The sequence below is a fragment of the Streptomyces niphimycinicus genome (assembly GCF_018883605.1).
In the GTDB taxonomy this organism is placed as follows: Bacteria; Actinomycetota; Actinomycetes; order Streptomycetales; family Streptomycetaceae; genus Streptomyces; species Streptomyces niphimycinicus.
This window is the reverse complement of sequence record NZ_JAHLEM010000055.1, coordinates 22,866-48,617: the sequence shown is the minus strand read 5'-3', so window position 1 is coordinate 48,617 and position 25,752 is coordinate 22,866. Positions and strand designations below refer to the sequence as shown.

Below are 25,752 nucleotides of genomic sequence, written 5' to 3'. Positions count from 1 at the left end.
TTTCCGGCCGCGCGGCCGGGGGGCGCCGCCCGGCGGTCTGTTCCCCTCCCCGCCCCTTCCCGAAACTGGGGCTTCGCCCCAGACCCCGCGGTCCGGGGCGAAGCCATGGTGACGGGCGCGGTCGGGCAGGTCCCCTGGGCCGTCCCGCGGCACCGATGTGCGGCTCCGCTGCGTGGCAGGGCTCTGCCCCGGACCGGGGTCCAGGGGCGGAGCCCCTGGTATCGGGAAGGGGCGGGGAGGGGAACAGACCCGTCGCGAGCGGCCCGGCCCGGTGCGGATATCGGCACCGGGTCGGGCGGGCGTTCCGGGAAGACGCCACGGGGTCGGCCCGGGCCGCAGCGAACCCGCGCCGCGGGCGTGGTGCGACCCCCGCGGCGCGGGCGTGGTGCGACCGCTATGCCCTTGAGCGGGCCTTGAAGGCCGCCTTGCGGGCCTCCTTGGCGGCCTGCTTGTCCGGGTGGAGGCGGCCCATCGCCTCCAGGACCTCCGCGGTCGCCGGGTGGTCCACTCGCCAGGCCGAGTCGAAGAAGCTCCCGGACTGGTCGACCAGGCCGCGTACCAGATCTCGCAGCTCCGCCGAGTCGCCCTCGGTGGCGAGCTGGGCGGCGAGGGTGTCGACGGTCAGCCAGAAGACCATCGCCTCCGACGGCTCCGGGACGCCCGTCACCCCGTGCTCGGCCAGCCAGACCCGGGCCAGTCCGCCCAGGTGGCGGTCGTCGAGCACCTCGCGGAGCGCGGGCTCGGCCTCGGTTCCGACCAGGGAGAGGGTCTGCTGGCAGGTGAGGCGGCGCAGCGGTGCGCCCTCGTCGTCGCCGCGGGCGGCGGCCAGCAGTTCGCGGGCGGCCTCCTCGGGCGTACGGCGGGCCAGCCACTGCTCGGCCTCGGCCTGGGCGGCGGGCTCGGGGTGGCTGGGGAGGGCGTCCAGCAGGATGTCGGCGCCCTTGTCGGCCAGGTCGCCGACGGCCGGGGCGTCGATGCCCGCCTCGATCATGCGGGCGCGTACGGCGTAGACACCGAGCGGGGTGAGCCGCACCATGCCGTAGCGGGAGACGTCCTCGTCCTCCAGTTCCTCGGCCGTCTCGGGCTCCTGGATCCGGCCCTCACCGTCGACCTCCTGGATCAGCGCCTCGTCCACCGGCTGGTAGTCGATCAGGCCGGTCGGGGCGAGCAGCCGGAACTGGTCGTCCAGCCGCACCATCGCCTCGGAGACCTCTTCGAGGATGTCGTCGGTGGGCTCGTCCATGTCCTCGGGGACGATCATGGAGGCGGCCAGCGCGGGCAGCGGTACGGAGGCCGCGGCGGCCTCCTCGTCCAGGGCGGTGAGCAGATAGAGGTTGCCCAGCACCCCGTCCAGGAACTCGGCTTCCTCCTCCGGGTTCCAGTCGATCGCGTCGAGGTCGAGCTCACCGCCCTCGCTGATCTGGGCGGCGATATCGCCCAGATCGGGGGCGGCGGCGTCGGCCAGCACCGTCTCGAAGCCGTCGAGCCAGATGTCCAGGATGTCGCGGGGGCCGCCCTCGGTGATCAGCCGCAGCTCCTCGCCGCTGATCGCGAGGGCCGAGAACTCGTCCCCGAGCGGCGCCTCGCCGTCTGCCCAGTCGCCCTCGCCGTCGGCTCGCGTAGCCGCCTCGGCTCCAGTAGCCGCCTCGGCGCCCGACGCCTCCTCGGACTCGTCGATCTCGACCAGCCCGGTGTCGACGGCGAGCTGCCACGCCTGTGCCGTGTGCTCGGGCCCGTCCTCGTCCCCCGCGAGCCCCAGCAGCTCGATCGCCGCCCGCAGCTCGCCCTCCGGCAGCACCCCGCCCGACGCCACCGGCTTCCCCGGCTCGGCCCATCGGGCGAGCCGGACCGCGCGGGCGAGGAGCGGCGCGGCGAGTGCGTCCCGCGCGAGTTCCGCGTCGGTGCGAAGCCGCACGGGCGGCATGGTGGGGCGCTCTTCTGGCATGGGCGGACGTCACTCCTCGGGGCGCGGAAGTCGCGGGGCTGTGGGGCTATAAGGGCTATAGGACTGTGGGGCTATGAAGCTGTGCGGGGACCATGGAGCTATGAGGCTACGGGTCCCAGGACCCCGCTGTGGAGCCATGGGGGTACGGATATGCGGGTGTACGGGCACGGGCGCCACGGCACGGCCCGGACCCCAGCGTAGACGGAACGGGACGGCACTTCGTCCCGATGTGGTCCCGCGCCCGATCCCGCACCGCGGCAAGCGGTGAATTCGGCCAGGGGGCTCCGGAAACCGGCCGGGGTGAGGGGGCGTAACGGCGCCGCCCGGTTCATGTCCGCGCCCCGCTCCCGCCATCCGCAAGCCACCCGTCCTGTCTTGACAACTTCGCCGCCCAGGAAAGAGATTGACGCGCGTAGAGGCGATCGCCTCGCCGTTCACTCCTTCCGGAGGCCACCACCATGTCCCTTCGCGCACCGCGCGGACCCGTCGCCGTCACCGCCGTCGCCGCCTCCGCCCTCGCGGCCGGGCTGCTCGCCGTGCCCTCGTCGGCCTCCGCCGCCGAGATCCGCATCCATGACATCCAGGGCAGCACCCGGATATCCCCGCTCGCCGGACAGCAGGTGACCGAGGTCCCCGGCACGGTCACCGCGATACGTGCCTTCGGCTCGTCGCGCGGCTTCTGGATCCAGGACACCGAGCCCGACCGGGACGCGGCCACCAGCGAGGCGATCTTCGTCTTCACCGGATCCACCACGCCCTCGGTCGCCGTGGGCGACTCGGTCCTGGTCTCCGGGACGGTGTCCGAGTACTACCCGGGCGGCAAGGACGCCGGTCTCCAGTCGCTCACCGAGATCTCCAAGGCGACCTGGACGGTCAAGTCCTCCGGCAACGCCCTGCCCGCCGCATACCGGCTCGACCCCGCCACCATCCCCGACCGCTACGCCCCGGACGCGGGCGGCGACTCCATCGAGGGGCTGACGCTGCGCCCGCGCTCGTACGCCCTGGACCGCTACGAGTCCCTGGAGGGCATGCGGGTCTCGGTCGAGAACGCGCCCGTGGTCGGCGCGACCAACACCTACAAGGAGCTGTGGGTCACCGCCGAGCCCCACCACGAGCGGACCGAGCGCGGCGGCGCCCTCTACAGCTCGTACCGCGACCCCAACGCGGGCCGGGTGAAGGTGGTCTCCCTCCTCCCCTACGCCGAGCACCCCTTCCCCGTCGCGGACGTCGGCGACGCGATGACCGGCACCACGGCCGGGCCGCTGGACTACGACAACTTCGGCGGCTACACGCTCGCCGCCACCACCATGGGCGACCTGGCCGACCACGGCCCGAAGCGCGAGAGCACCCGCAAGCAGAAGGCGGACGAACTCTCCATCGCCACCTACAACGTGGAGAACCTCTCCCCCAAGACCGCCCAGTCGAAGTTCGACCGGCTGGCCACCGGGCTGGTGGAGCACCTCGCCTCGCCGGACATCGTCGCGCTGGAGGAGGTCCAGGACGACAACGGCGCCACGAACGACTCGGTGGTGGGCGCCGACGCCACGCTGACGAAGCTCACCGACGCGATCAAGGCGGCGGGCGGCCCCTCGTACGAGTGGCGCCAGATCAACCCGGTTGACGACCAGGACGGCGGCCAGCCGGGCGGCAACATCCGCGTGGCGTTCCTCTACAACCCGGAGCGGGTCTCCTTCACCGACATCCCCGGCGGCGACTCCACCACCCCGGTGACGGTCGAGAAGAAGGGCGGCAAGGCCACGCTGTCGGCCTCTCCCGGCCGTATCGACCCGGCGAACGGCGTCTGGAAGGACAGCCGCAAGCCGCTGGTCGGGCAGTTCTCCTTCCGGGGCCGCCCGGTGTTCGTGGTCGCCAACCACTTCAACTCCAAGGGCGGCGACCAGGGCCTGGACAGCCGCTTCCAGCCCCCGGCCCGCTCCTCGGAGACCCAGCGCACCGGCCAGGCCAAGACCGTCAACACCTTCGTCAAGGCGCTGCTGAACGCCGACCCGAAGGCGGCCGTGGTCGTCGCGGGCGACCTCAACGACTACCAGTTCTCGCCCGCGCTCGCCGACCTCACCAAGGGCGGAGTGCTGACGGACCTGGTGACCCGGCTGCCGAAGGACGAGCGCTACGGCTATGTCTACAACGGCAATTCGCAGGTGCTGGACCACATCCTGACCAGCAGCGCGCTGCGCCGTGCCGACTACGACATCGTGCACATCAACGCCGAGTTCGCGGACCAGTCCAGCGACCACGACCCGCAGGTGGTGCGGGTGCGCCCCTGAGGCACGCTTCCGGGGGTGCGGGGGGCTGCCCCCGCACCCCCGGGGACTACCGGCCCGCACCCGGCGACGAAACCCCGCGCGCCCAACCTCAGTTGTGGCTGTGCAGCGCCTCGTTCAGCCCGCCCCAGGAACCGGTGCGGGGCAGCGCCTCGACCGCACCGGTGATGGAGTTGCGGCGGAAGAGGAGGTTGTCGGCGCCGGACAGCTCCAGGGCCTTGGCGATCTTGCCGTCCGGGAGGGTGACGCGGGTGCCCGCCGTCACATACAGCCCCGCCTCGACGATGCAGTCGTCGCCGAGCGGGATGCCCAGGCCAGCCTCGGCGCCGAGCAGGCAGCGCTCGCCGATGGTGATCGTCTGCTTGCCGCCGCCGGAGAGGGTGCCCATGATCGAGGCGCCGCCGCCGATGTCGGAGCCGTCGCCGACCACGACGCCCGCGCTGATCCGGCCCTCGACCATGGAGGTGCCCAGCGTGCCCGCGTTGAAGTTGACGAAGCCCTCGTGCATGACCGTGGTCCCGGGGGCGAGATGCGCGCCCAGGCGGACCCGGTCGGCGTCGCCGATGCGGACGCCGGCGGGGACGACGTAGTCGGTCATCCGGGGGAACTTGTCGACACTGGTCACCGCCAGGTGCAGCCCCTCGGCGCGGGCGGCGAGCCGGGCCCGCTCCACCTGGTCGGCGGCGACGGGGCCGAGCGAGGTCCAGGCGACGTTGGCGAGCAGGCCGAACTGGCCGTCCAGGCTCAGGCCGTGCGGCTTGACCAGCCGGTGGCTGAGCAGATGCAGCCGCAGATAGACATCGTGCGCGTCCAGCGGCTTCTCGTCCAGCGAGGCGATGACCGTGCGGACGGCGACGACCTCGACGCCGCGCCGGGGGTCCGGCCCGACCGCCTTGAGAGCGGCCTCGCCCAGAAGCTGCGCGGTCCGCTCGGCGTCGAGCCGCTCGGTCCCGGCCGGGGCGGGTGTGGCGGCCAGTTCGGGGGCCGGGAACCAGGTGTCCAGAACGGTGCCGTCCTCGGTGAGGGTGGCGAGACCGGCGGCGACGGCGCCGGTGGGGGCGGTGGTGGATGCATCGGTCATGGTCAGAACGCTAACCGGAGGCGGGGCCGGGAGGCGAACCGGTCTCAGCGACCGATCTCCGAGACCCACCTCGGCCACCCGTCACAGCGCACCGTCTCGGCGACCCGCCTCAGCGACCCGTCGCCGAGATCTCTCAGCCGGTCACCCGCTCGAACGCCGCCCGCGCCTCGTCCCGGTCGAACGGGCGGCCGGTCAGCAGCAACTGCAACAGCAGCCCGTCGAACAGCGCCACCGTCGCCCGCGCGGCGCCGAGGTCGCCGGTGCGGCGGACGACCTGGGCGGCCGTGTCATCGAGGTACGCGGAGACGATCGGCCGCACCGGGGTGCGGCGCAGGGCGGCGACATACAGCTCGTACTCCAGCTCCAGCCGCTTCCGGTCCCGCTCCAGCAGCCGCTCCATCAGGCCGGCCATCGCGTCCGCGAGCGGCATCTCGGAGGCCGTATCGCGCTCCCAGTGCTCCATGTCGGCCACCCACTCGGCGCTGAGCTGCTCCAGGGCGGCGACCAGCAGATCGTCGAGGGTCGCGAAGTGGTACGTGGTCGATCCGAGCGGCACATCCGCCGCGGCCGCCACGGACCGATGGCTGAGCGCCCCGATGCCATGCTCCCCCACCACCGCGATCGCGGCGTCGATGATCCGCTGCCGCCGCTCGGGGTCGTAGCGGCGGCCCATCAGTGGGCGCCGTTCAGATTGAGCACCACCACTCCGGCGATGACCAGCAGCACGCCGAGCACCTTGGCGGTTGTCATCGCCTCCCCCAGGAAGAGCATGCCGATCGCGGCGATGACGGCGGTCCCGGCCCCGGCCCATATGGCGTAGGCGGTGCTGACGGAGATGGTCTTGAGCGTGTGCGCGAGCAGCACGAAGGACAGCAGATAGCCCGCTCCGGTGGCCAGCGAGGGCCACAGCTTGCTGAAGCCTTCGCTGTACTTCATCGAGGTGGTCGCCAGGATCTCGGCCAGGATGGCCCCGGAGAGCGTCACATATCCCATGCGTACGAGTGTACACAGCGATGCGTACGGCCGTACATAAAGACGGGCCCGGAACATGCGAACGGCCCCCGCGCCGAAGCGCGGGGGCCGCTCACGGAGCCCGGGAGGCGAGCCGTCAGACGTTGAAGCCGAGGGCGCGCAACTGCTCACGCCCATCGTCGGTGATCTTGTCCGGGCCCCACGGCGGCATCCAGACCCAGTTGATCCGGAGCTCGTTGACGATGCCGTCGGTCGCGGACTTGGCCTGGTCCTCGATGACATCGGTCAGCGGACAGGCCGCCGAGGTGAGCGTCATGTCGATCGTCGCGATGTTGGCGTCGTCGATATGAATGCCGTAGATCAGCCCGAGGTTGACCACGTCGATGCCCAGCTCGGGGTCCACGACGTCGTACAGGGCCTCGCGGACCTCTTCCTCGCTGGCGGGCTTGGTGGTGGTCACGTTGTCACTCATGCGGTCTTCCCTCCGGCGGTCTCACCCAGTGCCTGTGCCGTGGCGTCCTTCCACGCCATCCAGCTCAGGAGGGCGCATTTCACCCGGGCCGGGTACTTGGAGACGCCGGCGAACGCGATCGCGTCCTCCAGCACCTCCTCCATGGCGTCGTCCGGCTCGGCCTTGCCCTTGGACTGCATCAGGTGCAGGAAGGTCTCCTGGATCCTGCGGGCCTCGGCCAGTTCCTTGCCCACCAGCAGCTCATTGAGCACGGAGGCGCTGGCCTGGCTGATGGAACAGCCCTGGCCCTCGTAGCTCACGTCCTCGATGGTGTCGCCGTCAAGCCGAACCCGCAGCGTGATCTCGTCACCGCAGGTCGGATTGACATGGTGTACCTCTGCGTCGCCGTCCCTCAGGCCCCGTCCATGGGGGTTCTTGTAGTGGTCCAGGATCACGTCCTGGTACATCGAATCCAGCTTCACGCGGCACGCCCCTACCCGAAGAAGTTCCGTACGTGCTCCAGGCCCTCCACCAAGGCGTCGACCTCGGCCGGAGTGGAGTACAGATAGAACGACGCTCGGGTGGTCGCCGGAATTCCATAGCGCAGGCATACGGGGCGGGCGCAGTGATGGCCGACCCGGACCGCGATCCCCTGCTCGTCGAGCACCTGGCCCACGTCGTGGGGGTGGATGTCGCCGAGCGTGAAGGAGATCGTGGCGCCGCGCTCCTCGGCCGTGGTGGGGCCGATGATGCGCAGGTCCGGCACCTCCAGGAGCCTGCCGACCGCATAGTGCGTAAGGGCGTGCTCATGGCGGGTGATGTTGTCCATGCCGATCGCGGTGAGGTAGTCCACGGCCGCGCCGAGGCCGACGGCCTGGGCGATCGGGGGCGTACCGGCCTCGAACTTGTGCGGCGCCGGGGCGTAGGTGGACGAGTGCATCGAGACGGTCTCGATCATCTCGCCGCCGCCGAGGAACGGAGGCAGATCCTCCAGCAGCTCCTGGCGGCCCCACAGCACACCGATGCCGGTCGGGCCGCACATCTTGTGGCCGGTGAAGGCCACGAAGTCGGCCTGGAGCGCCTGCACGTCCAGCAACATGTGCGGGGCGGCCTGGGAGGCGTCGATCACCACGAGGGCGCCGACGTCCTGGGCGCGGCGGACGATCGCCTCGACCGGGTTGACCGTGCCGAGGATGTTGGAGACCAGCACGAACGAGACGACCTTGGTCTTCTCGGTGATGACCTGCTCTATCTCCGACAGATCGAGCCGGCCGTCCTCGGTCAGGCCGAACCACTTCAGCTTCGCACCGGTGCGCTGCGAGAGCAGTTGCCACGGAACGATGTTGGAGTGGTGCTCCATCTCGGTGATGACGATCTCGGTGTCCTGGTCCACCCGGTAGGGCTCATCCGCCCAGCCGAGCATGTTGGCGACCAGGTTCAACGACTCCGACGCGTTCTTGGTGAAGATCACCTCGTCGCGGCTGGGAGCGTTGATGAAGGCGGCGACCTTGTCGCGGGCGCCCTCGTACAGCTCCGTGGCCTCCTCGGCGAGCATATGGACGCCGCGGTGCACATTGGCGTTGGAGCGCTCGTAGTAGTCGTTGAGCACGTCCAGCACCTGGCGCGGCTTCTGCGATGTCGCCGCGTTGTCCAGGTAGACGAGCTTCTTGCCGTCATGGACGACACGGTCCAGGATCGGGAAGTCCTTGCGGATCGCCTCGGTGTCGAGGAGGCCCGGCAACTGTGTCACTCGGACGCGCCTCCCTTCACATACGCCTCGTAGCCCTCTTCTTCCAGCTTGTCGGCCAGCTCCGGGCCGCCGGACTCGGCGATCCGGCCCGCCGCGAAGACGTGGACGTGGTCGGGCTTGATGTACCGCAGGATGCGGGTGTAGTGGGTGATCAGCAGGGTGCCGACCTGGCCGGACTCACGGACCCGGTTGACGCCCTCGGAGACCACCCGCAGTGCGTCCACGTCGAGGCCGGAGTCGGTCTCGTCGAGGACCGCGATGGCCGGCTTCAGCAGCTCGAGCTGGAGGATCTCGTGGCGCTTCTTCTCACCGCCGGAGAAGCCCTCGTTCACATTCCGCTCGGCGAAGGACGGGTCGATGTGGAGGCGCTCCATGGCCTCCTTGACCTCCTTCACCCAGGTGCGCAGCTTGGGCGCCTCGCCGCGGATCGCGGTCGCGGAGGTGCGCAGGAAGTTGGAGACGGAGACGCCGGGCACCTCGACCGGGTACTGCATGGCGAGGAAGACACCGGCGCGGGCGCGCTCGTCGACGGACATCGCGAGCACGTCCTCGCCGTCCAGCGTCACGGTGCCGCCGGTGACCGTGTACTTCGGGTGCCCGGCGAGCGAGTAGGCGAGGGTGGACTTGCCGGAGCCGTTGGGGCCCATGATGGCGTGCGTCTCGCCCTGCTTCACGGTCAGGTCGACACCGCGCAGGATCTCGCGGGGACCGCCCTCGGCGTCGACGGAAACGTGCAGGTCGTGGATCTCAAGCGTGGCCATGGGTGCCTCAGGACTCCTGGGTGACGGAGACGAGCACATCGTCCCCTTCGATCTTTACGGGGTATACGGGGACGGGGCGCGTGGCGGGAAGGCCGGACGGCTTGCCGGTGCGCAGGTCGAAGCTGGAGCCGTGCAGCCAGCACTCGATCTGGCAGTCCTCCACCTCGCCCTCGGACAGCGAGACGTTCGCATGCGAGCAGATGTCGTTGACCGCGAACACCTCGCCCTCGGTGCGTACCAGTGCCACGGGCACGCCCTCGAGCTCGACCCGCTTGGGGGTGTCGTCCTCGAGTTCGTCCAGCGCACAGGCGCGTACGAAGGTGTTGGTCATCCTACGGACGCCTCCAGCTCGGCCTCGATCTTGGCGATGAGCCGCTCCTCCAGGTCGGGGATCCCGATCTGCTGGACCAGCTCGGCGAAGAAGCCGCGGACCACCAGACGGCGGGCCTCGTCGGCCGGGATGCCGCGCGCCATGAGATAGAAGAGCTGCTCGTCCTCGAAGCGGCCGGTCGCGCTCGCGTGACCGGCGCCGACGATCTCACCGGTCTCGATCTCCAGGTTCGGCACCGAGTCGACCCGGGCGCCGTCGGTGAGGACCAGGTTCCGGTTCAGCTCGTAGGTGTCGGTGCCCTCCGCGGCGGCCCGGATCAGCACATCGCCGATCCACACCGCGTGCGCCTCCTTGCCCTGGAGCGCGCCCTTGTAGGCCACGTTGCTCCGGCAGTGGGGGGTGTCGTGGTCGATGAAGAGCCGGTGCTCCTGGTGCTGGCCGTTGTCGGTGAAGTACACGCCGTACAGCTCGGCCTCACCGCCCGGGGCGCCGTAGACGACGCGCGGGTGGAGCCGCACCAGATCGCCGCCGAAGGTGACGACCACGGACTTGAAGGTGGCGTCCCGGCCGACCAGCGCGGTGTGCTGACCGGCGTGGACCGCGGTGTCGTCCCAGTCCTGGACCGAGACCACGGTGAGCTTGGCGCCGTCGCCGATCAGGTACTCCACATTGGCGGCGAGCGTGGCGTCACCGGTGTGGTCGATGACCACGACCGCCTCGGCGAAGGCGCCGACCTCGACCACCTGGTGGCCGAAGGCGGTGCCGCCCTCGCCGTGCACGGCGATCCGCACCGGCTCGGTGAGCACCGTCTCCTTGGGCACCGAGACGACCGACGCCTTCTCGAAGGAGCTGTACGCCTGGGCCGCCACCCGGTCCACCGGCTTGCCGGCCTTCCCCAGGCGGGCGTCGTCACGGCCCACGGTCAGGGCCGTGACGCCCTCGGGGGCGGTCACCTCGACCTTGACGCCGCCGTCGGCGACAGCCGTGCCGTCGTGGAGACCGCGCAGCCGCTCCAGGGGGGTGAACCGCCAGTCCTCCTCGCGGCCATGGGGCACCGGGAAGTCGGCCACGTCGTACGACGCGGGCGCGCTCACCCGGGCATCGGTGGGCTGGCCCACCTGGATGACGCCGTCCGTGGTGGATCCGGCCGGGATGGTTTCAGCCATGGCTGTCGTACTGCTCTCTTTCTGCCTGATGGGCCTGAACGGGATGCCCGGGCGGAGGACGGTGCCCCCGCCAGGGCCGGAAGGGGGGTGGCGTCAGCCGACCGCGCCCTCCATTTGCAGCTCGATCAGCCGGTTGAGCTCCAGCGCGTACTCCATGGGCAGCTCGCGCGCGATCGGCTCGACGAAGCCGCGCACGATCATCGCCATGGCCTCGTCCTCGGACAGACCGCGGCTCATCAGGTAGAAGAGCTGGTCGTCGCTGACCTTGGAGACGGTCGCCTCATGGCCCATGGACACGTCGTCCTCGCGGACGTCCACATAGGGGTAGGTGTCCGAGCGGGAGATCGTGTCGACGAGCAGGGCGTCGCACAGCACATTGGACTTGGAGCCCTCGGCGCCCTCGCCGATCTCGATCAGACCGCGGTAGGAGGTGCGGCCGCCGCCGCGCGCCACCGACTTGGAGACGATGTTCGACGAGGTGCGGGGGGCCATGTGGACCATCTTGGCGCCCGCGTCCTGGTGCTGGCCCTCGCCCGCGAAGGCGATGGACAGGGTCTCGCCCTTGGCGTGCTCACCCATCAGGTAGACGGCGGGGTACTTCATGGTCACCTTGGAGCCGATGTTGCCGTCGACCCACTCCATGGTCGCGCCCTCGTAGGCCACGGCGCGCTTGGTGACCAGGTTGTAGACGTTGTTCGACCAGTTCTGGATGGTCGTGTAGCGGCAGCGGGCGCCCTTCTTGACGATGATCTCGACGACCGCGGAGTGCAGCGAGTCCGACTTGTAGATCGGCGCGGTGCAGCCCTCGACGTAGTGGACGTAGGCGTCCTCGTCGACGATGATCAGCGTCCGCTCGAACTGGCCCATGTTCTCGGTGTTGATCCGGAAGTACGCCTGGAGCGGGATCTCCACGTGCACGCCCTTCGGCACGTAGATGAACGAGCCGCCGGACCAGACCGCCGTGTTCAACGAGGCGAACTTGTTGTCGCCGGCCGGGATCACGGTGCCGAAGTACTCCTGGAACAGCTCCGGGTGCTCCTTGAGCGCCGTGTCGGTGTCCAGGAAGATGACGCCCTGCTCCTCCAGGTCCTCACGGATCTGGTGATAGACGACCTCGGACTCGTACTGGGCCGCGACACCCGCGACGAGGCGCTGCTTCTCGGCCTCCGGGATGCCCAGCTTGTCGTACGTGTTCTTGATGTCCTCGGGCAGGTCGTCCCAGGAGGCGGCCTGCTGCTCGGTGGAGCGGACGAAGTACTTGATGTTGTCGAAGTCGATGCCCGACAGGTCCGAGCCCCAGGTGGGCATGGGCTTCTTGCCGAAGAGCTTCAGGCCCTTGAGGCGGAGCTTGAGCATCCACTCCGGCTCGGACTTCTTCCCCGAGATGTCGCGGACGACCTCCTCGGAGAGGCCACGCTTGGCCGAGGCGCCGGCCACGTCGGAGTCGGCCCAGCCGTACTCGTAGTTGCCCAGGCCCTCGAGCTCGGGGTGAGCGGTCTCCGTGGGGAGAGTCATTCGGGGTTCCTCCCGGCCGTGCTGGCAGATGCGGTGGTGGTCTTGGTGGTACTGGTGTCGGTCTTCTCGACCTTGCCGGTCTTCGGAATGAACGTCGTGCACACTCCGTCGCCATGGGCGATGGTGGCCAGACGCTGCACATGAGTCCCGAGCAACTGGGAGAAGACCTCGGTCTCCGCCTCACACAGTTGCGGATATCGCTCGGCTGCGTGGGCGACCGGGCAGTGGTGCTGGCAGAGCTGTTCGCCGACCGGCGCGCTGCGCGCCGTAGCAGCGTACCCGTCCGCGGAGAGCGCGTCGGCGAGGGCTTCGGTGCGACGGCCGGGGCCGGCGGCCTCGACGGAGCCGCGGTACCCCTCCGCCTGGGCGGCGAGCCTGGCGCGGGCGAACGCGGCGACCGCGGCGCGGCCCGCCTCGCCGCCTCCGGCGCTCTGCTCGATCCAGTGCAGGGCGTCGACCGCGAGCTTGTCGTACGCCTGGTCGAAGGCGTCCCGGCCGCAGTCGGTGAGCGCGAAGACCTTGGCCGGGCGGCCGCGCCCCCGCGCCCCGTACACCCTCTTCTCGCGGGGCTCGACGACGCCGTCGGCGACGAGGGTGTCCAGGTGGCGGCGGACGGCCGCCTGGGTCAGCTCCAGCCGCTGGGCGAGCTCCGCCGCGGTGGAGGGACCATGGTCGAGGATGGAGCGCGCGACCCGGTTGCGGGTGCCGTGCTGCTCTTCGGGCGCGGACGCGGGCGCGCCGGACCGCGCGGCCAGTTCGGCCGCGCGTTCGTTCGGAGCCTCGCTCGCGTATTTCACAACGCCATTGTTGCGTAATTCCCCGGCGAGACACAAGCGGGGAGATCTCCAGGTCCGGTGGGGTACATCACTTAGGTGTACCTAAGTCCGAGAGGGTCCCGGACCCCGGTTCCACCTGCGGCGACGCCTTAGGGTCCGGGCGGCGGGCACCGCGGCTTCCGGCCCTGCCGCCCACGGCGGGCCCGGCGATTCGTAGACTGCCGGACATGCGAGAAGAGCCCGCGGTCGACATCGTCGGCCTGGTCAAGCGGTACGGCCCGAAGACCGCGGTCGACGGGCTCGACCTGTCCGTGGACCGGGGCGCCGTGACCGCCGTTCTCGGCCCCAACGGAGCCGGCAAGACCACCACCGTCGAGACCTGCGAGGGGTACCGCCGGCCCGACGCCGGCACGGTCCGGATATTCGGGCTCGACCCGGTCGCGGACGCCCCCGCACTGCGCCCCCGGGTCGGGGTGATGCTCCAGTCCGGAGGCGTTTATTCCGGCGCGCGGGCAGAAGAGATGCTGCGCCACACCGCCTCCCTGCACGCGCATCCCGTCGACGTCGACCTGCTGATCGACCGGCTCGGCCTCGCCTCCTGCGGCCGGACCACCTACCGGCGGCTCTCCGGGGGCCAGCAGCAGCGGCTCGCGCTCGCCATGGCCGTCGTCGGCCGCCCCGAGCTGGTCTTCCTCGACGAGCCGACCGCCGGACTCGACCCACAGGCCCGCCGCGCCACCTGGGACCTCATCCGCGATCTGCGGGACGACGGGGTCACTGTGCTGCTGACCACCCACTACATGGACGAGGCCGAGCAGCTCGCCGACGATGTGGCGATCATCGACGGCGGCAAGGTGATCGCCCGGGGCACCCCCGAGGAGCTGTGCCGGGGCGGCGCCGAGAACACCCTGCGCTTCGGCGGCCGACCCGCACTCGACCTGGCCTCGCTCCTCAAGGCGCTGCCCGCCGACTCCACGGCCGCCGAGCTGACCCCCGGCTCGTACCGTGTGACCGGCAAGGTCAACCCCCAGATGCTGGCCACCGTCACCTCCTGGTGCGCACAGAACGGAGTGCTGCCGGACCGGATCTCGGTCGAGCGGCACACCCTCGAGGACGTCTTCCTGGAGCTCACCGGTAAGGAGCTGCGAGCGTGACCGCCACGGGCACTTTTCTTCCCAAGCCGGGGGCGGCCCCGCTGATGAGGATGATCCGGGCGCAGGCCGCGCTGGAGACCCGGATGCTGCTGCGCAACGGCGAGCAACTGCTGCTGACCGTCGTCATCCCGTCCCTGCTGCTGGTGCTCTTCAGCACCGTCGACATCGTCGACACGGGCGCCGACGGCAGCACGGTGGACTTCCTCGCGCCCGGCGTGCTGGCGCTCGCCGTGCTGTCCACGGCGTTCACCGGACAGGCCATCGCCACCGGCTTCGAGCGGCGCTACGGCGTGCTCAAGCGGCTCGCCGTCTCGCCCCTGCCGCGGTGGGGGCTGATGACCGCCAAGACCCTCGCGGTGCTGGTCACCGAGGTGCTCCAGATCGTGCTGCTGACCGCGATCGCGCTGGCGCTGGGCTGGTCGCCGCACGGCGATCCGCTCTCGGTGGCGCTGCTGCTGATCCTCGGCACGGCGGCGTTCTCCGGCCTCGGGCTGCTGATGGCGGGCACCCTGAAGGCCGAGGCGACCCTGGCCGCCGCCAACCTGGTCTTCCTGCTGCTGCTCGTGGCCGGCGGGGTGATCGTCTCGCTGGACAAGTTCCCGGGCGCGGTGCGCGGCGCGCTGGAGCTGCTGCCGATCTCGGCGCTCTCGGGCGGGCTGCGGGACGTCCTCCAGGACGGGGTCGGGATGCCGTGGCGGGATCTGGGGATCCTGGCGGTGTGGGCGGTGCTGGGGCTGGGCGCGGCGGCGCGCTTCTTCCGCTGGGAGTAGCTTTCGCGGGCGTAGCCACCGCTGGCGGCAGCTTTCGCCGGGAGTGGCCCGAACACCTCTGCGAGCTGCGGCTTTACCGAAGCACTACCCCTCGTGAAAAGCTGCACAAGCGGCGGCCTACGATGTTCCCGTGCCGAATTCGCTGAATCCGTTCGAGCTGATCGCCCGGCGCTGGCAGCCCTCCGCGCGCTTTGTGCGGCGGGCCGCGCTGGCCACCGTGGTGATGGCCGTGGTCATCGTCGTAACCGGTGGCGCGGTCCGGCTCACCGAGTCCGGACTGGGCTGTGACACCTGGCCGAAGTGCACCTCCGGAAGCCTGACGCCCACCTCCGACATGACCATCCACACCGCCATCGAGTTCGGCAACCGCATGCTGACGTATGTGCTGTGCGTATTCGTCGGCGTGCTGATCATCGCCGCGCGGGCCCGGACGCCGGTGCGCCGATCCGTCACCCGGCTGGGCTGGGTTCAGTTCTGGCTCATCATGAGCAACGCCGTCATCGGCGGCATCATCGTCCTCACCGGACTCAACCCGTACATCGTCAGCTCGCACTTCCTGCTGTCCACCGCGCTGCTCACGGTCGCGATGGTGGTGTGGCAGCGGACCCGCGAAGGCGACGGCGCACCGCGCGACCTCGTCGCCCGGCCGGTGCGCCAACTGACCGGGCTGCTGGTCGGTACGACCCTCACGCTGATCCTGATCGGCACCGTGGTCACCGGTGCCGGTCCGCACGCGGGGGACGCCCGGGAGGTGCACCGGATCCCGCTGGACTGGCAGGAGATCACCCAGTTGCATGTGGACTTCGTCTACATCGTGCTGGGCCTCACTGTCGCCCTGTGGTTCACCCTGCGGGCGCTCAAGGCACCGGCCGCCGCCCGGCGGACGGTGCTGGAGCTGCTGGCCGTCCTGCTCCTCCAGGGCGTGATCGGGTACGTCCAGTACTTCACCCATCTGCCCGAGGTCGTCGTCGGCCTCCACATGTTCGGCTCCTGCCTGGTGTGGATCGCGGTCCTGCGGGTGTTCTTCGCCCAGCGCGAGCGCCCGGAACTCGCCGCACCGGCGCCCGCCCCCACCGGCGACCACGAGACCGTTCAGCCCGAGCCGGCCGCGTCCAGCCGGTAGACCCGGCGCGCGGTCCCGGCCGCGACCAGCCCGGCGATCCGCTGGGCCTCGGCCCGGGTGCAGATCTCCTCGCCGACCCACTCGTCCGCGAGCCGGGCCATGGCCTGGCCGAACAGCCGGGACGCGGTCACATACAGCTCGGGCAGCCCCCGCGCGCCCGTCGAGAACAGCAGCTTGCCGAACGGCGCCTCGCCCAGGGTCTCCCCGGGCCGCGGCCCGGCGTCCGCGTAGACATGCGGGAAGGCCGCGGCGAGCTGGGCCGCCCGCCGGTGGTGCGGCCGGTCGGGCAGCAGCACCAGATCGGTGCCGAAGCCCGCCGTGGCGCGCAGGAAGCCGACGAGCGACTGCGGATCGGCGCAGTGCAACTGCACCGGAAGGCCCGTCGCGACGGCGCTCCACAGCAGGTGCTGGGCGAGCGCGGGGTCGGGGGCCCGGCCTGGGGCCGGGCGTACGGTGAGCGCGAGCCAGCGGGCGGCGGCGCGCCGGACCTCGCGCGGATCGGGCGGCAGCTCGTCGCAGAAGGCGATCCCCATGGCGAAGGCGGTCGCATGCTGGGCCGCCACGTACAGCGCCTCGGCGGTGTTGCCGATGAAGGCGTCGACCGTGCCGGAGGTGTCGGCGACCTGCTCGGCCAGCGGCTCCAGGCGGACCACCTCATGGACCGCGCCGTCGGCGGTCGCGGCCAGCTCCCCGGCGGTGCTGAGGTCCTCCCGGGCGCCGGACTCCAGCAGGAAGGTGCCGATACCGGCGCCGCGCAGCAGCAGCCGCGCGGCGCGGTAGGCGCCCAGCTCACGGCGGCGGGCGAGATAGCTGACGGGCGCGCAGTGGGGCTCCATGCCCAGCAGCGGAGGGCACCAGCGGCGCACGGCCAGACCGGTCCAACTGTCGAAGAAGGTGGTGCCGGCCGGGGCCGCGCCCGACCCCGCGGCAGCCGCCAGATGGGTCTCGAACGAACCGACGCCCAGCTCGCCGTCGACCGTGCCGTGGCTGTGCTGGTCGACCAGCGGCGGCAGCGTGATCGGTCCTCCCGCCACCGGGCCCGGTCCGTCCCGGGGGACCGGGCCGGTCGGCGGGCCCAGGGTGTTCGGGGAGTCCGTCGCCTCGTGCATCGCCGCCGCCTCTCGCCCTCCGGCATCGACGGGCTTAACGGACGGAAGGGGTGCGAGGTGTCGCCGGACCCGTTCTCAGGCGTTCTACGAGGCGGGTGCCGGAGGGTTGCCGGGTCCGCCGAGCTGGATGCCCGCCATCCGCGCCCACTCGTACGGACCGGTGCGGACCTTGGCGGCCAGCTCGCCGTCGAAGGCGTCCTGGAGGGTCAGCCCGGCGATCTCGGCCGCGCGCCGCGCGCTCTCCTGCGAGGGGGCGACGAGAACGCCCCATTCGCCATCGGCGCCGACGAGCGCGATCCGGACGGAGCCGCGCCCGATGTGGGCGATCTGCCCCTCGGCGCTACCGCCGTGGCCGGTGGCGAAGGCCGTGATCTGGCGGGCGAGCCGCTCGGCCCGCTTCTCGTCCTTGGAGGGCTTGGGCGGCTTGGCCGGTGCTTCCGGCGCGGAGGGCTGGGCGGCCGACTCGCCGCTCTCGGGTGTCTCCGGCTGGGTGGTGTCTGCCATACCGGCGATGCTACCCGCCGGTAATCATCGCAGGAAGGGGTCCACGGCCACGGCCACGAACAGCAGCGACACATAGGTGATCGACCAGTGGAACAGCCGCATCTCCTTGAGCTTCGCGCCCGTGATCTCGGCCTTGGCGCGCCCCTGGAGGGCGTGCGCCTCCTTCAGCCACAGCCCGCCCAGCACGGCCGCGACCACCGGGTAGAACCATCCGGTGTAGCCGAGCGGCCACAGCAGCAGGGAGACGATGACCATCGCCCAGCTATAGAGGACGATCTGCTTGGCGACCACCTTGTTGCCCGCGATGACCGGCAGCATCGGCACACTGGCCCGCTCGTAGTCCTCCTTGACCTTCATCGACAGCGGCCAGTAGTGCGGCGGCGTCCAGAAGAACATGACGAGGAAGAGGATCAGCGCGGCCCAGGAGACCGAGTTGGTCACCGACGACCAGCCGATGAAGACGGGCATGCAGCCCGCGATGCCGCCCCACACGATGTTCTGCGAGGTGCGCCGCTTGAGCCACATCGTGTAGACGACGACGTAGAAGACCAGCGCACCGAGCGACAGCATCGCGGACAGCGGGTTGACCAGCGCCCAGAACCAGGCCGTCGAGACCGCGGCGAGCGCGAAGGCGAAGACGAGGCATTCGCGCGGCGAGACCATGCCGGTCACGAGCGGGCGCTGCGCGGTGCGCTCCATCAGCGCGTCGATGTCCCGGTCGTAATACATATTGAAGGCGGCCGCGCCACCGGCCGACAGATAACCGCCGACGCAGGTCTTGACCACCAGCCACAGGTCCGGGACGCCCTGGGCGGCCAGGAACATGACCGGCACCGTCGTCATCAGCAGCAGCTCGATGATCCGCGGCTTGGTCAGCGCCACGAACGCCATGACACGGGCCCCGAACGGCCGGTGACCGGAGCTCGTTTCGCTCGTCTCGAGCACCCCCGCAGGACGGGATTCGACGGCCGTCACGCACACCCCTGGTGGAAGCAAGAACCAGCAAGCACCGGACATGAAGAGCCGGTAAAGACTTGCGCGTACCACGCCACTCTAGACGTAGCGGATACGCCGCCCGCCGCCGGGGTCCCCCGTGTTGAAGGGGCACCGCGAGGCGCCCGTAAGGCGGCCACTCCCGGCGGACGACGGGCCGGGCAAGGCCCGGAACGGCGCCTTCCGCAGGGTCCGGGACGCCATCCGGACGGGCCCCGGAGGGAATGCGGCCACCTCGGAATTCGTTCCTTATCCCGTTGAGTCGAACTCGAAAAGATGACCGTTGTTCCAGGGGTAGGCTCGACATCGCCGGTGCACATACGGTCACCGGATTTCGACATTGTGGAGAGGAGCCCTGACTCAGGGTGAGCACCAAGCCGACTACCACAGACCTCGAGTGGACCGATCTGGACCGGCAGGCCGTCGACACGGCCCGGGTCCTGGCCATGGACTCCGTACAGAAGGTCGGTAACGGCCACCCTGGCACGGCCATGAGCCTCGCGCCCGCCGCGTACCTGCTCTTCCAGAAGCTGATGCGGCACGACCCCTCCGACGCGGACTGGACGGGCCGCGACCGCTTCGTGCTGTCTCCGGGGCACACCAGCCTGACTCTCTACGTCCAGCTCTACCTGGCGGGCTTCGGGCTGGAGCTCGAGGATCTGCGGTCGTTCCGCACCTGGGGCAGCAAGACCCCGGGCCACCCGGAGTACGGCCACACCACCGGTGTCGAAACCACCACCGGCCCCCTGGGCCAGGGCATCGCCAACGCGGTGGGCATGGCGATGGCGGCACGCTACGAGCGCGGCCTGTTCGACCCGGAGGCGCCCGAGGGCGCCTCTCCGTTCGACCACACCATCTGGGCGATCGTCTCCGACGGCGACCTGGAGGAGGGCATCTCCGCCGAGGCGTCCTCGCTGGCCGGCCACCAGAAGCTGGGCAACATCGTCGCCCTGTACGACGACAACCACATCTCGATCGAGGGCGACACCGCGACCGCGCTCTCCGAGGACGTGCTCAAGCGCTACGAGGCGTACGGCTGGCACGTCCAGCGCATCGAGCAGGCCGAGAGCGGCGACTTCGACATCCACGCGCTGTACGCGGCGCTCAAGGCGGCGCAGGCCGAGACCGAGCGCCCCTCGATCATCGCGGCCCGCACGATCATCGCCTGGCCCGCCCCGAACGCGCAGAACACCGAGGCGTCGCACGGCTCGGCGCTCGGCGCCGACGAGGTCGCCGCCACCAAGCGCGTCCTCGGCTTCGACCCCGAGCAGCACTTCGCGGTCGAGACGGACGTCATCAACCACACCCGCGCCCTGGTCGACCGCGGCCGCGAGGCCCACGCCGCCTGGGACAAGAAGGTCCAGGAGTGGCGGAACGCCAACCCCGAGCGGGCCGCCCTGTTCGACCGGATCACCGCGGGCGAGCTGCCCGAGGGCTGGGAGTCCGTGCTGCCGGTCTTCGAGCCGGGCAAGGATGTCGCCACCCGTAAGGCGTCCGGCCAGGTGCTCAAGGCGCTCGGCGGGGTGCTGCCCGAGCTGTGGGGCGGCTCCGCCGACCTCGCGGGCTCCAACAACACCACGATCGACGCCTCCTCGTCCTTCCTCCCGAAGGGCAACCCGCTGCCGGAGGCCGACCCGTACGGCCGCACCGTGCACTTCGGCATCCGCGAGCACGCCATGGGCTCGACCATGAACGGCATCGCGCTGCACGGCAACACCCGGGTCTACGGCGGCACCTTCCTGGTCTTCTCCGACTACATGCGCCCGGCCGTCCGGCTCGCCGCGCTGATGAAGCTGCCGGTCACCTACGTGTGGACGCACGACTCCATCGGCCTCGGCGAGGACGGCCCGACCCACCAGCCGGTGGAGCACCTCTCGGTGCTGCGCGCCATCCCGGGCCTGAACGTCGTCCGCCCGGCCGACGCCAACGAGACGGCCATCGCCTGGCGCGAGATCACCCGCCGCCACAGCGCGAACCCGGCTCCGCACGGCATCGCGCTGACCCGGCAGAACGTGCCGACCTACGAGGCCGGCGAGGACGCCGCCAAGGGCGGTTACGTCCTCTTCGAGGCCGAGGGCGGCCGGCCGCAGGTCATCCTCATCGGCACCGGCTCCGAGGTGCAGCTCGCCGTGGAGGCGCGTGAGCAGCTCCAGGCCGCCGGGGTTCCGACCCGCGTCGTGTCAATGCCCTCGGTCGAGTGGTTCGAGGAGCAGGACAGGGGGTACCGGGAGACAGTGCTGCCGCCGTCCGTCAAGGCCCGCGTGGCCGTCGAGGCGGGTATCGGCCTGACCTGGCACCGCTACGTCGGCGAGGCCGGCCGCATCGTCTCGCTGGAGCACTACGGCGCCTCCGCCGACTACAAGGTGCTCTTCCGGGAGTTCGGCCTCACCGCCGAGGCCGTGGTGACCGCCGCCCGCGAGTCTCTCGACGCCGCCGGGCACTGACAGCCCGCAGACGACTTAGTAGCGACGAGTAGGAGAACACACCCCATGACAGACGCACTCAAGCGGCTGGCCGACGAAGGCGTCGCGATCTGGCTCGACGACCTCTCCCGCAAGAGGATCACCTCCGGCAACCTGGCCGAGCTGATCGACCAGCAGCATGTCGTAGGCGTCACCACCAACCCGTCGATCTTCCAGAAGGCGATCTCCGGCGGCGAGGGCTACCAGCAGCAGGTGGCCGACCTCGCGGTCCGCAAGCTCACCGTCGAGGAAGCCGTCCGCATGATCACCACGGCGGACGTCCGCGACGCGGCCGACATCCTCCGGCCGGTCTACGACGCGACGGGCGGCCAGGACGGCCGGGTCTCCATCGAGGTCGACCCGCGCCTGGCCCACAACACGGCCGCCACCATCGCCGAGGCCAAGCAGTTGGCCTGGCTGGTGGACCGGCCCAACACCTTCATCAAGATCCCGGCGACCAAGGCGGGACTGCCCGCGATCACCGAGGTGATCGGCCTGGGCATCAGCGTCAATGTCACGCTGATCTTCTCCCTGGAGCGGTACCGCGCGGTCATGGACGCCTTCCTGGCCGGTCTGGAGAAGGCCAAGGCCGCGGGTCTGGACCTCCAGAAGATCCACTCGGTGGCGTCCTTCTTCGTCTCCCGCGTGGACACCGAGATCGACAAGCGCATCGACAAGCTCGGCACCGACGAGGCCAAGGCGCTGCGCGGCAAGGCCGCCGTCGCCAACGCCCGCCTCGCCTACCAGGCGTACGAGGAGGTCTTCGGCTCCGACCGCTGGGCCGCCCTGGACCGGGCGAACGCCAACAAGCAGCGTCCGCTGTGGGCCTCGACCGGCGTCAAGGACCCGGCGTACAAGGACACCATGTACGTCGTGGACCTGGTCGCCCCCGGCACCGTCAACACCATGCCGGAGGCCACGCTGGAGGCGGTCGCCGACCACGGCGAGATCAGCGGCGACACGGTGCGCGGCACCTACGAGCAGGCCAAGGCCGACATCGACGCGCTGGCCGGGATCGGGATCTCCTACGACGACGTCGTCCAGGTCCTGGAGGACGAGGGCGTCGAGAAGTTCGAGTCCTCCTGGAACGACCTGCTGAAGTCCATCGAGGCGGAGCTGAAGCGCCTCGCACCCTCGGAGGCGTGAAACCGTGACCAGCAGCAATCCGCTGCGTGACCCACGAGACCGACGGCTCCCGCGCATCGCGGGGCCGTCCGGCCTCGTGATCTTCGGTGTCACGGGCGATCTGTCCCGTAAGAAGCTGATGCCCGCCATCTACGACCTGGCCAACCGCGGGCTGCTGCCGCCGGGCTTCTCGCTGGTCGGCTTCGCCCGCCGCGACTGGGAGGACGAGGACTTCTCCCAGGTCGTGCACGACGCGGTCAAGGAGCACGCGCGGACCCCGTTCCGCGAGGAGGTCTGGCAGCAGCTCGCCGAGGGGTTCCGCTTCGTCCCCGGCGCGTTCTCCGACGACGAGGCGTTCACGACCCTGCGGGCGACCATAGAGGAGCTCGACAAGGCGCGCGGTACCGGCGGGAACTTCGCCTTCTATCTGTCGGTCCCGCCGAAGTTCTTCCCCACCGTCGTCCAGCAGCTCAAGAAGCACGGGCTGTCGCAGGGCCAGGGCGACTCCTGGCGGCGCGCGGTCATCGAGAAGCCGTTCGGCCACGACCTGAAGAGCGCCCAGGAGCTCAACCAGGTCGTCCACGAGGTCTTCCGGCCCAGTGATGTCTTCCGGATCGACCACTACCTGGGCAAGGAAACGGTCCAGAACATCATGGCGCTGCGCTTCGCCAACACGATGTTCGAGCCGATCTGGAACCGGTCCTATGTCGACCATGTGCAGATCACCATGGCCGAGGACATCGGCATCGGCGGGCGCGCGGGCTACTACGACGGCATCGGCGCGGCCCGTGACGTCATCCAGAACCACCTGCTCCAGTTGCTCGCGCTGACCGCCATGGAGGAGCCCGCCTCCTTCGGGGCGTCCTCCCTGGTCACCGAGAAGCTCAAGGCGCTCCGGGCGGTCAAGCTGCCCAAGGAGCTGGGCAAGCACACGGTGCGCGGGCAGTACGCCGCCGGCTGGCAGGGCGGCCAGGAGGTGCACGGCTATCTCGAGGAGGAGGGCATCGACCCCCACTCGAAGACCGACACCTACGCCGCGATCAAGCTGGAGATCGACAACCGCCGCTGGGCGGGCGTCCCCTTCTATCTGCGCGCCGGCAAGCGGCTGGGGCGGCGGGTCACCGAGATCGCGGTGGTCTTCCAGCGCGCCCCGCACTCCCCCTTCGACGCCACCGACACCCAGGAGCTCGGGCAGAACGCCCTGGTCATCCGGGTGCAGCCGGACGAGGGCGTCACCATCCGGTTCGGCTCCAAGGTGCCCGGCACCTCCATGGAGATCCGGGACGTGACGATGGACTTCCAGTACGGCGAGTCCTTCACCGAGTCCAGCCCCGAGGCGTACGAGCGGCTGCTGCTCGATGTGCTGCTGGGCGAGGCGAATCTCTTCCCCCGCCATGAGGAGGTCGAGCAGTCCTGGCGGATCCTCGACCCGATCGAGGAGTACTGGGACAAGCACGGCAGGCCCGAGCAGTACACGTCCGGGACCTGGGGGCCGAAAGCCGCGGACGAGATGCTCGCACGAGACGGACGGAGCTGGCGGCGGCCATGAACATCGATCTCACGGACACCACGTCCAGCCGGATCAACTCCGCCCTGATCCAGGCGCGCCGGTCCACCGGCACCCCGGCCGTGGGCATGGTGCTGACCCTCGTCATCGTCACCGACGAGGGCAATCACTACGACGCGCTGCGGGCGGCGAGCGACGCGTCCAAGGAACACCCCTCGCGGATCCTGGTCGTCATCAAGCGGCCGGGCCGGTCGCCGCGCGACCGCAAGATCGCCCGGATGGACGCCGAGGTGCGGGTCGGCGGCGAGACCGGTACCGGCGAGACGGTGCTGCTGCGGCTGCACGGCGAACTCGCCAACCACGCCTACTCGGTGGTCCTGCCGCTGCTGCTGCCGGACGCCCCGGTGGTGGTGTGGTGGCCGGAGGACGCCCCCGAGCACCCCAGCGAGGACCTGCTCGGACAGTTGGCCCAGCGCCGGATCACCGACGCCCAGGCCACCGAGGACCCGGTCGCGGCCCTCGGGCTGCGGGCCGCGACCTACACCCCGGGCGACACCGATCTGGCCTGGACCCGGATCACCCCGTGGCGCAGCGTCCTGGCCGCCGCGCTGGACCAGCGGCACTCCCCGATCACCTCCGCGGTCGTCGAGGGCGAGGCGTACAACCCGAGCAGCGAACTGCTCGCGCTGTGGCTCGCCGAGCGGCTGGGAGTGCCGGTGGACCGGCAGGTCTCGGAGGGCCCCGGGCTGACCGCGGTGCGGCTGGAGACGGCCGACGGCGTGATCTGCCTGGACCGGGCGAACGGCTCGCTGGCCGAGCTGGCGATGCCGGGCCAGCCCGACCGGCATGTGGCGCTCCAGCGGCGTGAGGTCTCGGAGCTGATCGCCGAGGAGCTGCGCCGGCTGGACCCCGACGAGATCTACGCGTCGTCGGTGAAGTTCGGCGTGAACAAGCTGGGCCAGGGCGGCGTGGGCGTGCTGGAGCGGGACGCCAAGGCCGCCCCGGCGACTCAGGTGACACCGGAGCCGGACCGGCCGCCGCTGCCGACCCGGGACCCGGAGGCGCCGCCGGAGCATGCGCCCGGCTCTCCGAAGAACCCGCCGCAGGCACCGGCACAGCCGCCGGCTCCCAAGCCGCACCCCCCGGCGAAGGCCCCGGAGCGGAAGGCGGACGGGAAGGCGGACAAGTGACCGCGCCACAGGTGGTCGTCCACCGCGACAAGGAGCTGATGGCCCAGGCCGCGGCGGCCCGGCTGATCACGAAGATCGTGGACGCCCAGGCCGCCCGTGGCTCCGCCTCGGTCGTCCTGACCGGCGGGCGCAACGGCAATGGCCTGCTGGCCGCGCTCGCCGCCGCCCCGGCGCGCGACGCGGTCGACTGGTCGCGGCTGGACCTGTGGTGGGGCGATGAGCGATTCCTGCCGGAGGGCCACGCCGACCGCAATGTCACCCAGGCCCGCGAGGCGCTGCTGGACGCGGTGGAGCTGGACCCGGCGCGGGTGCACGCGATGCCCGCGTCGGACGGGACGAACGGCGGTGACGTGGACGCCGCGGCCGAGGCGTACGCCGCCGAGCTGGCCCGGGCCGCGCGGCCGGAGAACCACGGCGCGGTGCCGTCGTTCGATGTGCTGCTGCTGGGCGTCGGCCCGGACACCCATGTGGCCTCGCTCTTCCCCGAGCTGCCCGCCGTCCGGGAGACCGAGCGGATGGTGGTCGGGGTGCGCGGCGCGCCCAAACCGCCGCCCGTACGGACCTCGCTGACCCTGCCCGCGATTCGCGCGGCACGGGAGGTGTGGCTGCTGGCGGCCGGTGAGGACAAGGCGAGGGCGGTCACGATAGCCCTGTCGGGGGCCGGGGAGCTCCAGGCTCCGGCGGCGGGTGCGTACGGCCGCGCCCGCACGCTGTGGCTGCTGGACCGGGCCGCGGCGGCCGGTCTGCCGCGGGAGCTGTATCCCCCGGCGTCGCCGTGACTCCCT

Annotated in this window: 24 protein-coding genes; 9 read left to right on the top strand and 15 right to left on the bottom strand. The window is 70.8% G+C overall.

Features of this window, described 5'->3' with window-relative positions; translation table 11 throughout:
* Positions 1–394 precede the first annotated feature (394 nt).
* Complete coding sequence (locus tag KN815_RS07160; RefSeq protein WP_216340898.1) at positions 395–1,945, bottom strand: hypothetical protein; 1,551 nt, start codon at positions 1,943–1,945, stop codon at positions 395–397.
* A 458-nt stretch (positions 1,946–2,403) separates the two neighbouring features.
* Between KN815_RS07160 and KN815_RS07155 the strand changes: the two genes are divergently transcribed.
* On the top strand, positions 2,404–4,230 hold the full coding sequence (locus tag KN815_RS07155) for a DUF8508 domain-containing protein (protein WP_216340897.1): 1,827 nt from the start codon (positions 2,404–2,406) through the stop codon (positions 4,228–4,230).
* Positions 4,231–4,318: 88 nt separating this feature from the next.
* On the opposite strand, the gene dapD is transcribed toward KN815_RS07155, so the two are convergent.
* The 11 genes from dapD to KN815_RS07100 all read right to left on the bottom strand — a co-directional run bounded on the left by dapD (position 4,319) and on the right by KN815_RS07100 (position 13,051).
* Positions 4,319–5,308, bottom strand: a complete 990-nt coding sequence (gene dapD / locus KN815_RS07150; protein ID WP_216340896.1) for a 2,3,4,5-tetrahydropyridine-2,6-dicarboxylate N-succinyltransferase — start codon at positions 5,306–5,308, stop codon at positions 4,319–4,321.
* Between the two features lie 133 nt (positions 5,309–5,441).
* Complete coding sequence (locus tag KN815_RS07145; protein WP_216340895.1) at positions 5,442–5,981, bottom strand: TetR/AcrR family transcriptional regulator; 540 nt, start codon at positions 5,979–5,981, stop codon at positions 5,442–5,444.
* Positions 5,981–6,301 carry a DMT family transporter gene (locus tag KN815_RS07140; RefSeq protein ID WP_216340894.1) on the bottom strand — a complete coding sequence of 107 codons (321 nt, stop codon included), beginning with the start codon at positions 6,299–6,301 and terminating at the stop codon, positions 5,981–5,983. The genes KN815_RS07145 and KN815_RS07140 overlap by 1 nt, the downstream gene beginning before the upstream one ends.
* A gap of 115 nt (positions 6,302–6,416) precedes the next feature.
* Positions 6,417–6,752: a metal-sulfur cluster assembly factor gene (locus tag KN815_RS07135; RefSeq protein WP_059144908.1), complete on the bottom strand. Its 336-nt coding sequence runs from the start codon at positions 6,750–6,752 to the stop codon at positions 6,417–6,419.
* On the bottom strand, positions 6,749–7,213 hold the full coding sequence (gene sufU, locus KN815_RS07130; protein WP_078640797.1) for a Fe-S cluster assembly sulfur transfer protein SufU: 465 nt from the start codon (positions 7,211–7,213) through the stop codon (positions 6,749–6,751). Before sufU ends, KN815_RS07135 begins: the two co-directional genes overlap by 4 nt.
* 11 nt (positions 7,214–7,224) lie before the next feature.
* A complete protein-coding gene (locus tag KN815_RS07125) occupies positions 7,225–8,481 on the bottom strand; it encodes a cysteine desulfurase (RefSeq protein WP_216340893.1) in 1,257 nt (418 codons plus the stop codon).
* The gene (sufC, locus tag KN815_RS07120) at positions 8,478–9,242 is read right to left on the bottom strand and encodes a Fe-S cluster assembly ATPase SufC (RefSeq protein WP_216340892.1); all 765 of its coding nucleotides are present in this window, start codon (positions 9,240–9,242) and stop codon (positions 8,478–8,480) included. Before sufC ends, KN815_RS07125 begins: the two co-directional genes overlap by 4 nt.
* A 7-nt stretch (positions 9,243–9,249) precedes the next feature.
* Positions 9,250–9,573, bottom strand: a complete 324-nt coding sequence (locus KN815_RS07115) for a bifunctional 3-phenylpropionate/cinnamic acid dioxygenase ferredoxin subunit (RefSeq protein WP_078640800.1) — start codon at positions 9,571–9,573, stop codon at positions 9,250–9,252.
* Complete coding sequence (gene sufD / locus KN815_RS07110; protein ID WP_216340891.1) at positions 9,570–10,739, bottom strand: Fe-S cluster assembly protein SufD; 1,170 nt, start codon at positions 10,737–10,739, stop codon at positions 9,570–9,572. Before sufD ends, KN815_RS07115 begins: the two co-directional genes overlap by 4 nt.
* 93 nt (positions 10,740–10,832) lie before the next feature.
* Complete coding sequence (gene sufB / locus KN815_RS07105; RefSeq protein ID WP_078640802.1) at positions 10,833–12,254, bottom strand: Fe-S cluster assembly protein SufB; 1,422 nt, start codon at positions 12,252–12,254, stop codon at positions 10,833–10,835.
* The gene (locus KN815_RS07100; protein ID WP_216340890.1) at positions 12,251–13,051 is read right to left on the bottom strand and encodes a helix-turn-helix transcriptional regulator; all 801 of its coding nucleotides are present in this window, start codon (positions 13,049–13,051) and stop codon (positions 12,251–12,253) included. The genes sufB and KN815_RS07100 overlap by 4 nt, the downstream gene beginning before the upstream one ends.
* Before the next feature lie 206 nt (positions 13,052–13,257).
* Here KN815_RS07100 and KN815_RS07095 point away from each other — a divergent pair, with 206 nt between their 5' ends.
* From KN815_RS07095 to KN815_RS07085, 3 genes are all read left to right on the top strand, one after another.
* Positions 13,258–14,184: an ABC transporter ATP-binding protein gene (locus KN815_RS07095; RefSeq protein ID WP_216340889.1), complete on the top strand. Its 927-nt coding sequence runs from the start codon at positions 13,258–13,260 to the stop codon at positions 14,182–14,184.
* Entirely contained in the window at positions 14,181–14,954 is a 774-nt protein-coding gene (locus tag KN815_RS07090; protein ID WP_216340888.1) for an ABC transporter permease, read from the top strand. Before KN815_RS07095 ends, KN815_RS07090 begins: the two co-directional genes overlap by 4 nt.
* Before the next feature lie 130 nt (positions 14,955–15,084).
* Entirely contained in the window at positions 15,085–16,077 is a 993-nt protein-coding gene (locus KN815_RS07085; protein WP_216340887.1) for a COX15/CtaA family protein, read from the top strand.
* Here KN815_RS07085 and KN815_RS07080 read toward each other — a convergent pair.
* The 3 genes from KN815_RS07080 to KN815_RS07070 all read right to left on the bottom strand — a co-directional run bounded on the left by KN815_RS07080 (position 16,047) and on the right by KN815_RS07070 (position 18,665).
* Positions 16,047–17,186, bottom strand: a complete 1,140-nt coding sequence (locus KN815_RS07080) for an amidohydrolase (RefSeq protein ID WP_253208810.1) — start codon at positions 17,184–17,186, stop codon at positions 16,047–16,049. The genes KN815_RS07085 and KN815_RS07080 overlap by 31 nt on opposite strands.
* An 84-nt stretch (positions 17,187–17,270) precedes the next feature.
* Positions 17,271–17,690: a hypothetical protein gene (locus tag KN815_RS07075; RefSeq protein ID WP_216340886.1), complete on the bottom strand. Its 420-nt coding sequence runs from the start codon at positions 17,688–17,690 to the stop codon at positions 17,271–17,273.
* 24 nt (positions 17,691–17,714) lie between these two features.
* Positions 17,715–18,665 carry a heme o synthase gene (locus tag KN815_RS07070; protein ID WP_216340885.1) on the bottom strand — a complete coding sequence of 317 codons (951 nt, stop codon included), beginning with the start codon at positions 18,663–18,665 and terminating at the stop codon, positions 17,715–17,717.
* Positions 18,666–19,048: 383 nt separating this feature from the next.
* On the opposite strand from KN815_RS07070, the gene tkt reads away from it, so the two are divergent.
* Genes tkt through pgl form a run of 5 tightly spaced genes read left to right on the top strand, consistent with a single transcriptional unit; the run spans position 19,049 to position 25,746 of the window.
* Complete coding sequence (gene tkt, locus KN815_RS07065) at positions 19,049–21,127, top strand: transketolase (protein WP_216340884.1); 2,079 nt, start codon at positions 19,049–19,051, stop codon at positions 21,125–21,127.
* Between the two features lie 45 nt (positions 21,128–21,172).
* Positions 21,173–22,291, top strand: a complete 1,119-nt coding sequence (gene tal / locus KN815_RS07060) for a transaldolase (RefSeq protein WP_216340883.1) — start codon at positions 21,173–21,175, stop codon at positions 22,289–22,291.
* 4 nt (positions 22,292–22,295) lie between these two features.
* The gene (zwf, locus tag KN815_RS07055; RefSeq protein ID WP_216340882.1) at positions 22,296–23,819 is read left to right on the top strand and encodes a glucose-6-phosphate dehydrogenase; all 1,524 of its coding nucleotides are present in this window, start codon (positions 22,296–22,298) and stop codon (positions 23,817–23,819) included.
* The gene (gene opcA / locus KN815_RS07050) at positions 23,816–24,967 is read left to right on the top strand and encodes a glucose-6-phosphate dehydrogenase assembly protein OpcA (RefSeq protein ID WP_216340881.1); all 1,152 of its coding nucleotides are present in this window, start codon (positions 23,816–23,818) and stop codon (positions 24,965–24,967) included. Before zwf ends, opcA begins: the two co-directional genes overlap by 4 nt.
* A complete protein-coding gene (pgl, locus tag KN815_RS07045; protein ID WP_216340880.1) occupies positions 24,964–25,746 on the top strand; it encodes a 6-phosphogluconolactonase in 783 nt (260 codons plus the stop codon). Before opcA ends, pgl begins: the two co-directional genes overlap by 4 nt.
* Positions 25,747–25,752: the final 6 nt, after the last annotated feature.

Coding starts and splice junctions, on each gene's coding strand:
- tal (WP_216340883.1), top strand. CDS start 21,173: ATGACAGACGCACTCAAGCGGCTGGCCGACGAAGGCGTCGCGATCTGG.
- KN815_RS07080 (WP_253208810.1), bottom strand. CDS start 17,186: ATGCACGAGGCGACGGACTCCCCGAACACCCTGGGCCCGCCGACCGGC.
- KN815_RS07140 (WP_216340894.1), bottom strand. CDS start 6,301: ATGGGATATGTGACGCTCTCCGGGGCCATCCTGGCCGAGATCCTGGCG.
- KN815_RS07155 (WP_216340897.1), top strand. CDS start 2,404: ATGTCCCTTCGCGCACCGCGCGGACCCGTCGCCGTCACCGCCGTCGCC.
- opcA (WP_216340881.1), top strand. CDS start 23,816: ATGAACATCGATCTCACGGACACCACGTCCAGCCGGATCAACTCCGCC.
- KN815_RS07160 (WP_216340898.1), bottom strand. CDS start 1,945: ATGCCAGAAGAGCGCCCCACCATGCCGCCCGTGCGGCTTCGCACCGAC.
- KN815_RS07095 (WP_216340889.1), top strand. CDS start 13,258: ATGCGAGAAGAGCCCGCGGTCGACATCGTCGGCCTGGTCAAGCGGTAC.
- sufB (WP_078640802.1), bottom strand. CDS start 12,254: ATGACTCTCCCCACGGAGACCGCTCACCCCGAGCTCGAGGGCCTGGGC.
- KN815_RS07115 (WP_078640800.1), bottom strand. CDS start 9,573: ATGACCAACACCTTCGTACGCGCCTGTGCGCTGGACGAACTCGAGGAC.
- KN815_RS07075 (WP_216340886.1), bottom strand. CDS start 17,690: ATGGCAGACACCACCCAGCCGGAGACACCCGAGAGCGGCGAGTCGGCC.
- sufD (WP_216340891.1), bottom strand. CDS start 10,739: ATGGCTGAAACCATCCCGGCCGGATCCACCACGGACGGCGTCATCCAG.
- dapD (WP_216340896.1), bottom strand. CDS start 5,308: ATGACCGATGCATCCACCACCGCCCCCACCGGCGCCGTCGCCGCCGGT.
- sufC (WP_216340892.1), bottom strand. CDS start 9,242: ATGGCCACGCTTGAGATCCACGACCTGCACGTTTCCGTCGACGCCGAG.
- KN815_RS07135 (WP_059144908.1), bottom strand. CDS start 6,752: ATGAGTGACAACGTGACCACCACCAAGCCCGCCAGCGAGGAAGAGGTC.
- KN815_RS07145 (WP_216340895.1), bottom strand. CDS start 5,981: ATGGGCCGCCGCTACGACCCCGAGCGGCGGCAGCGGATCATCGACGCC.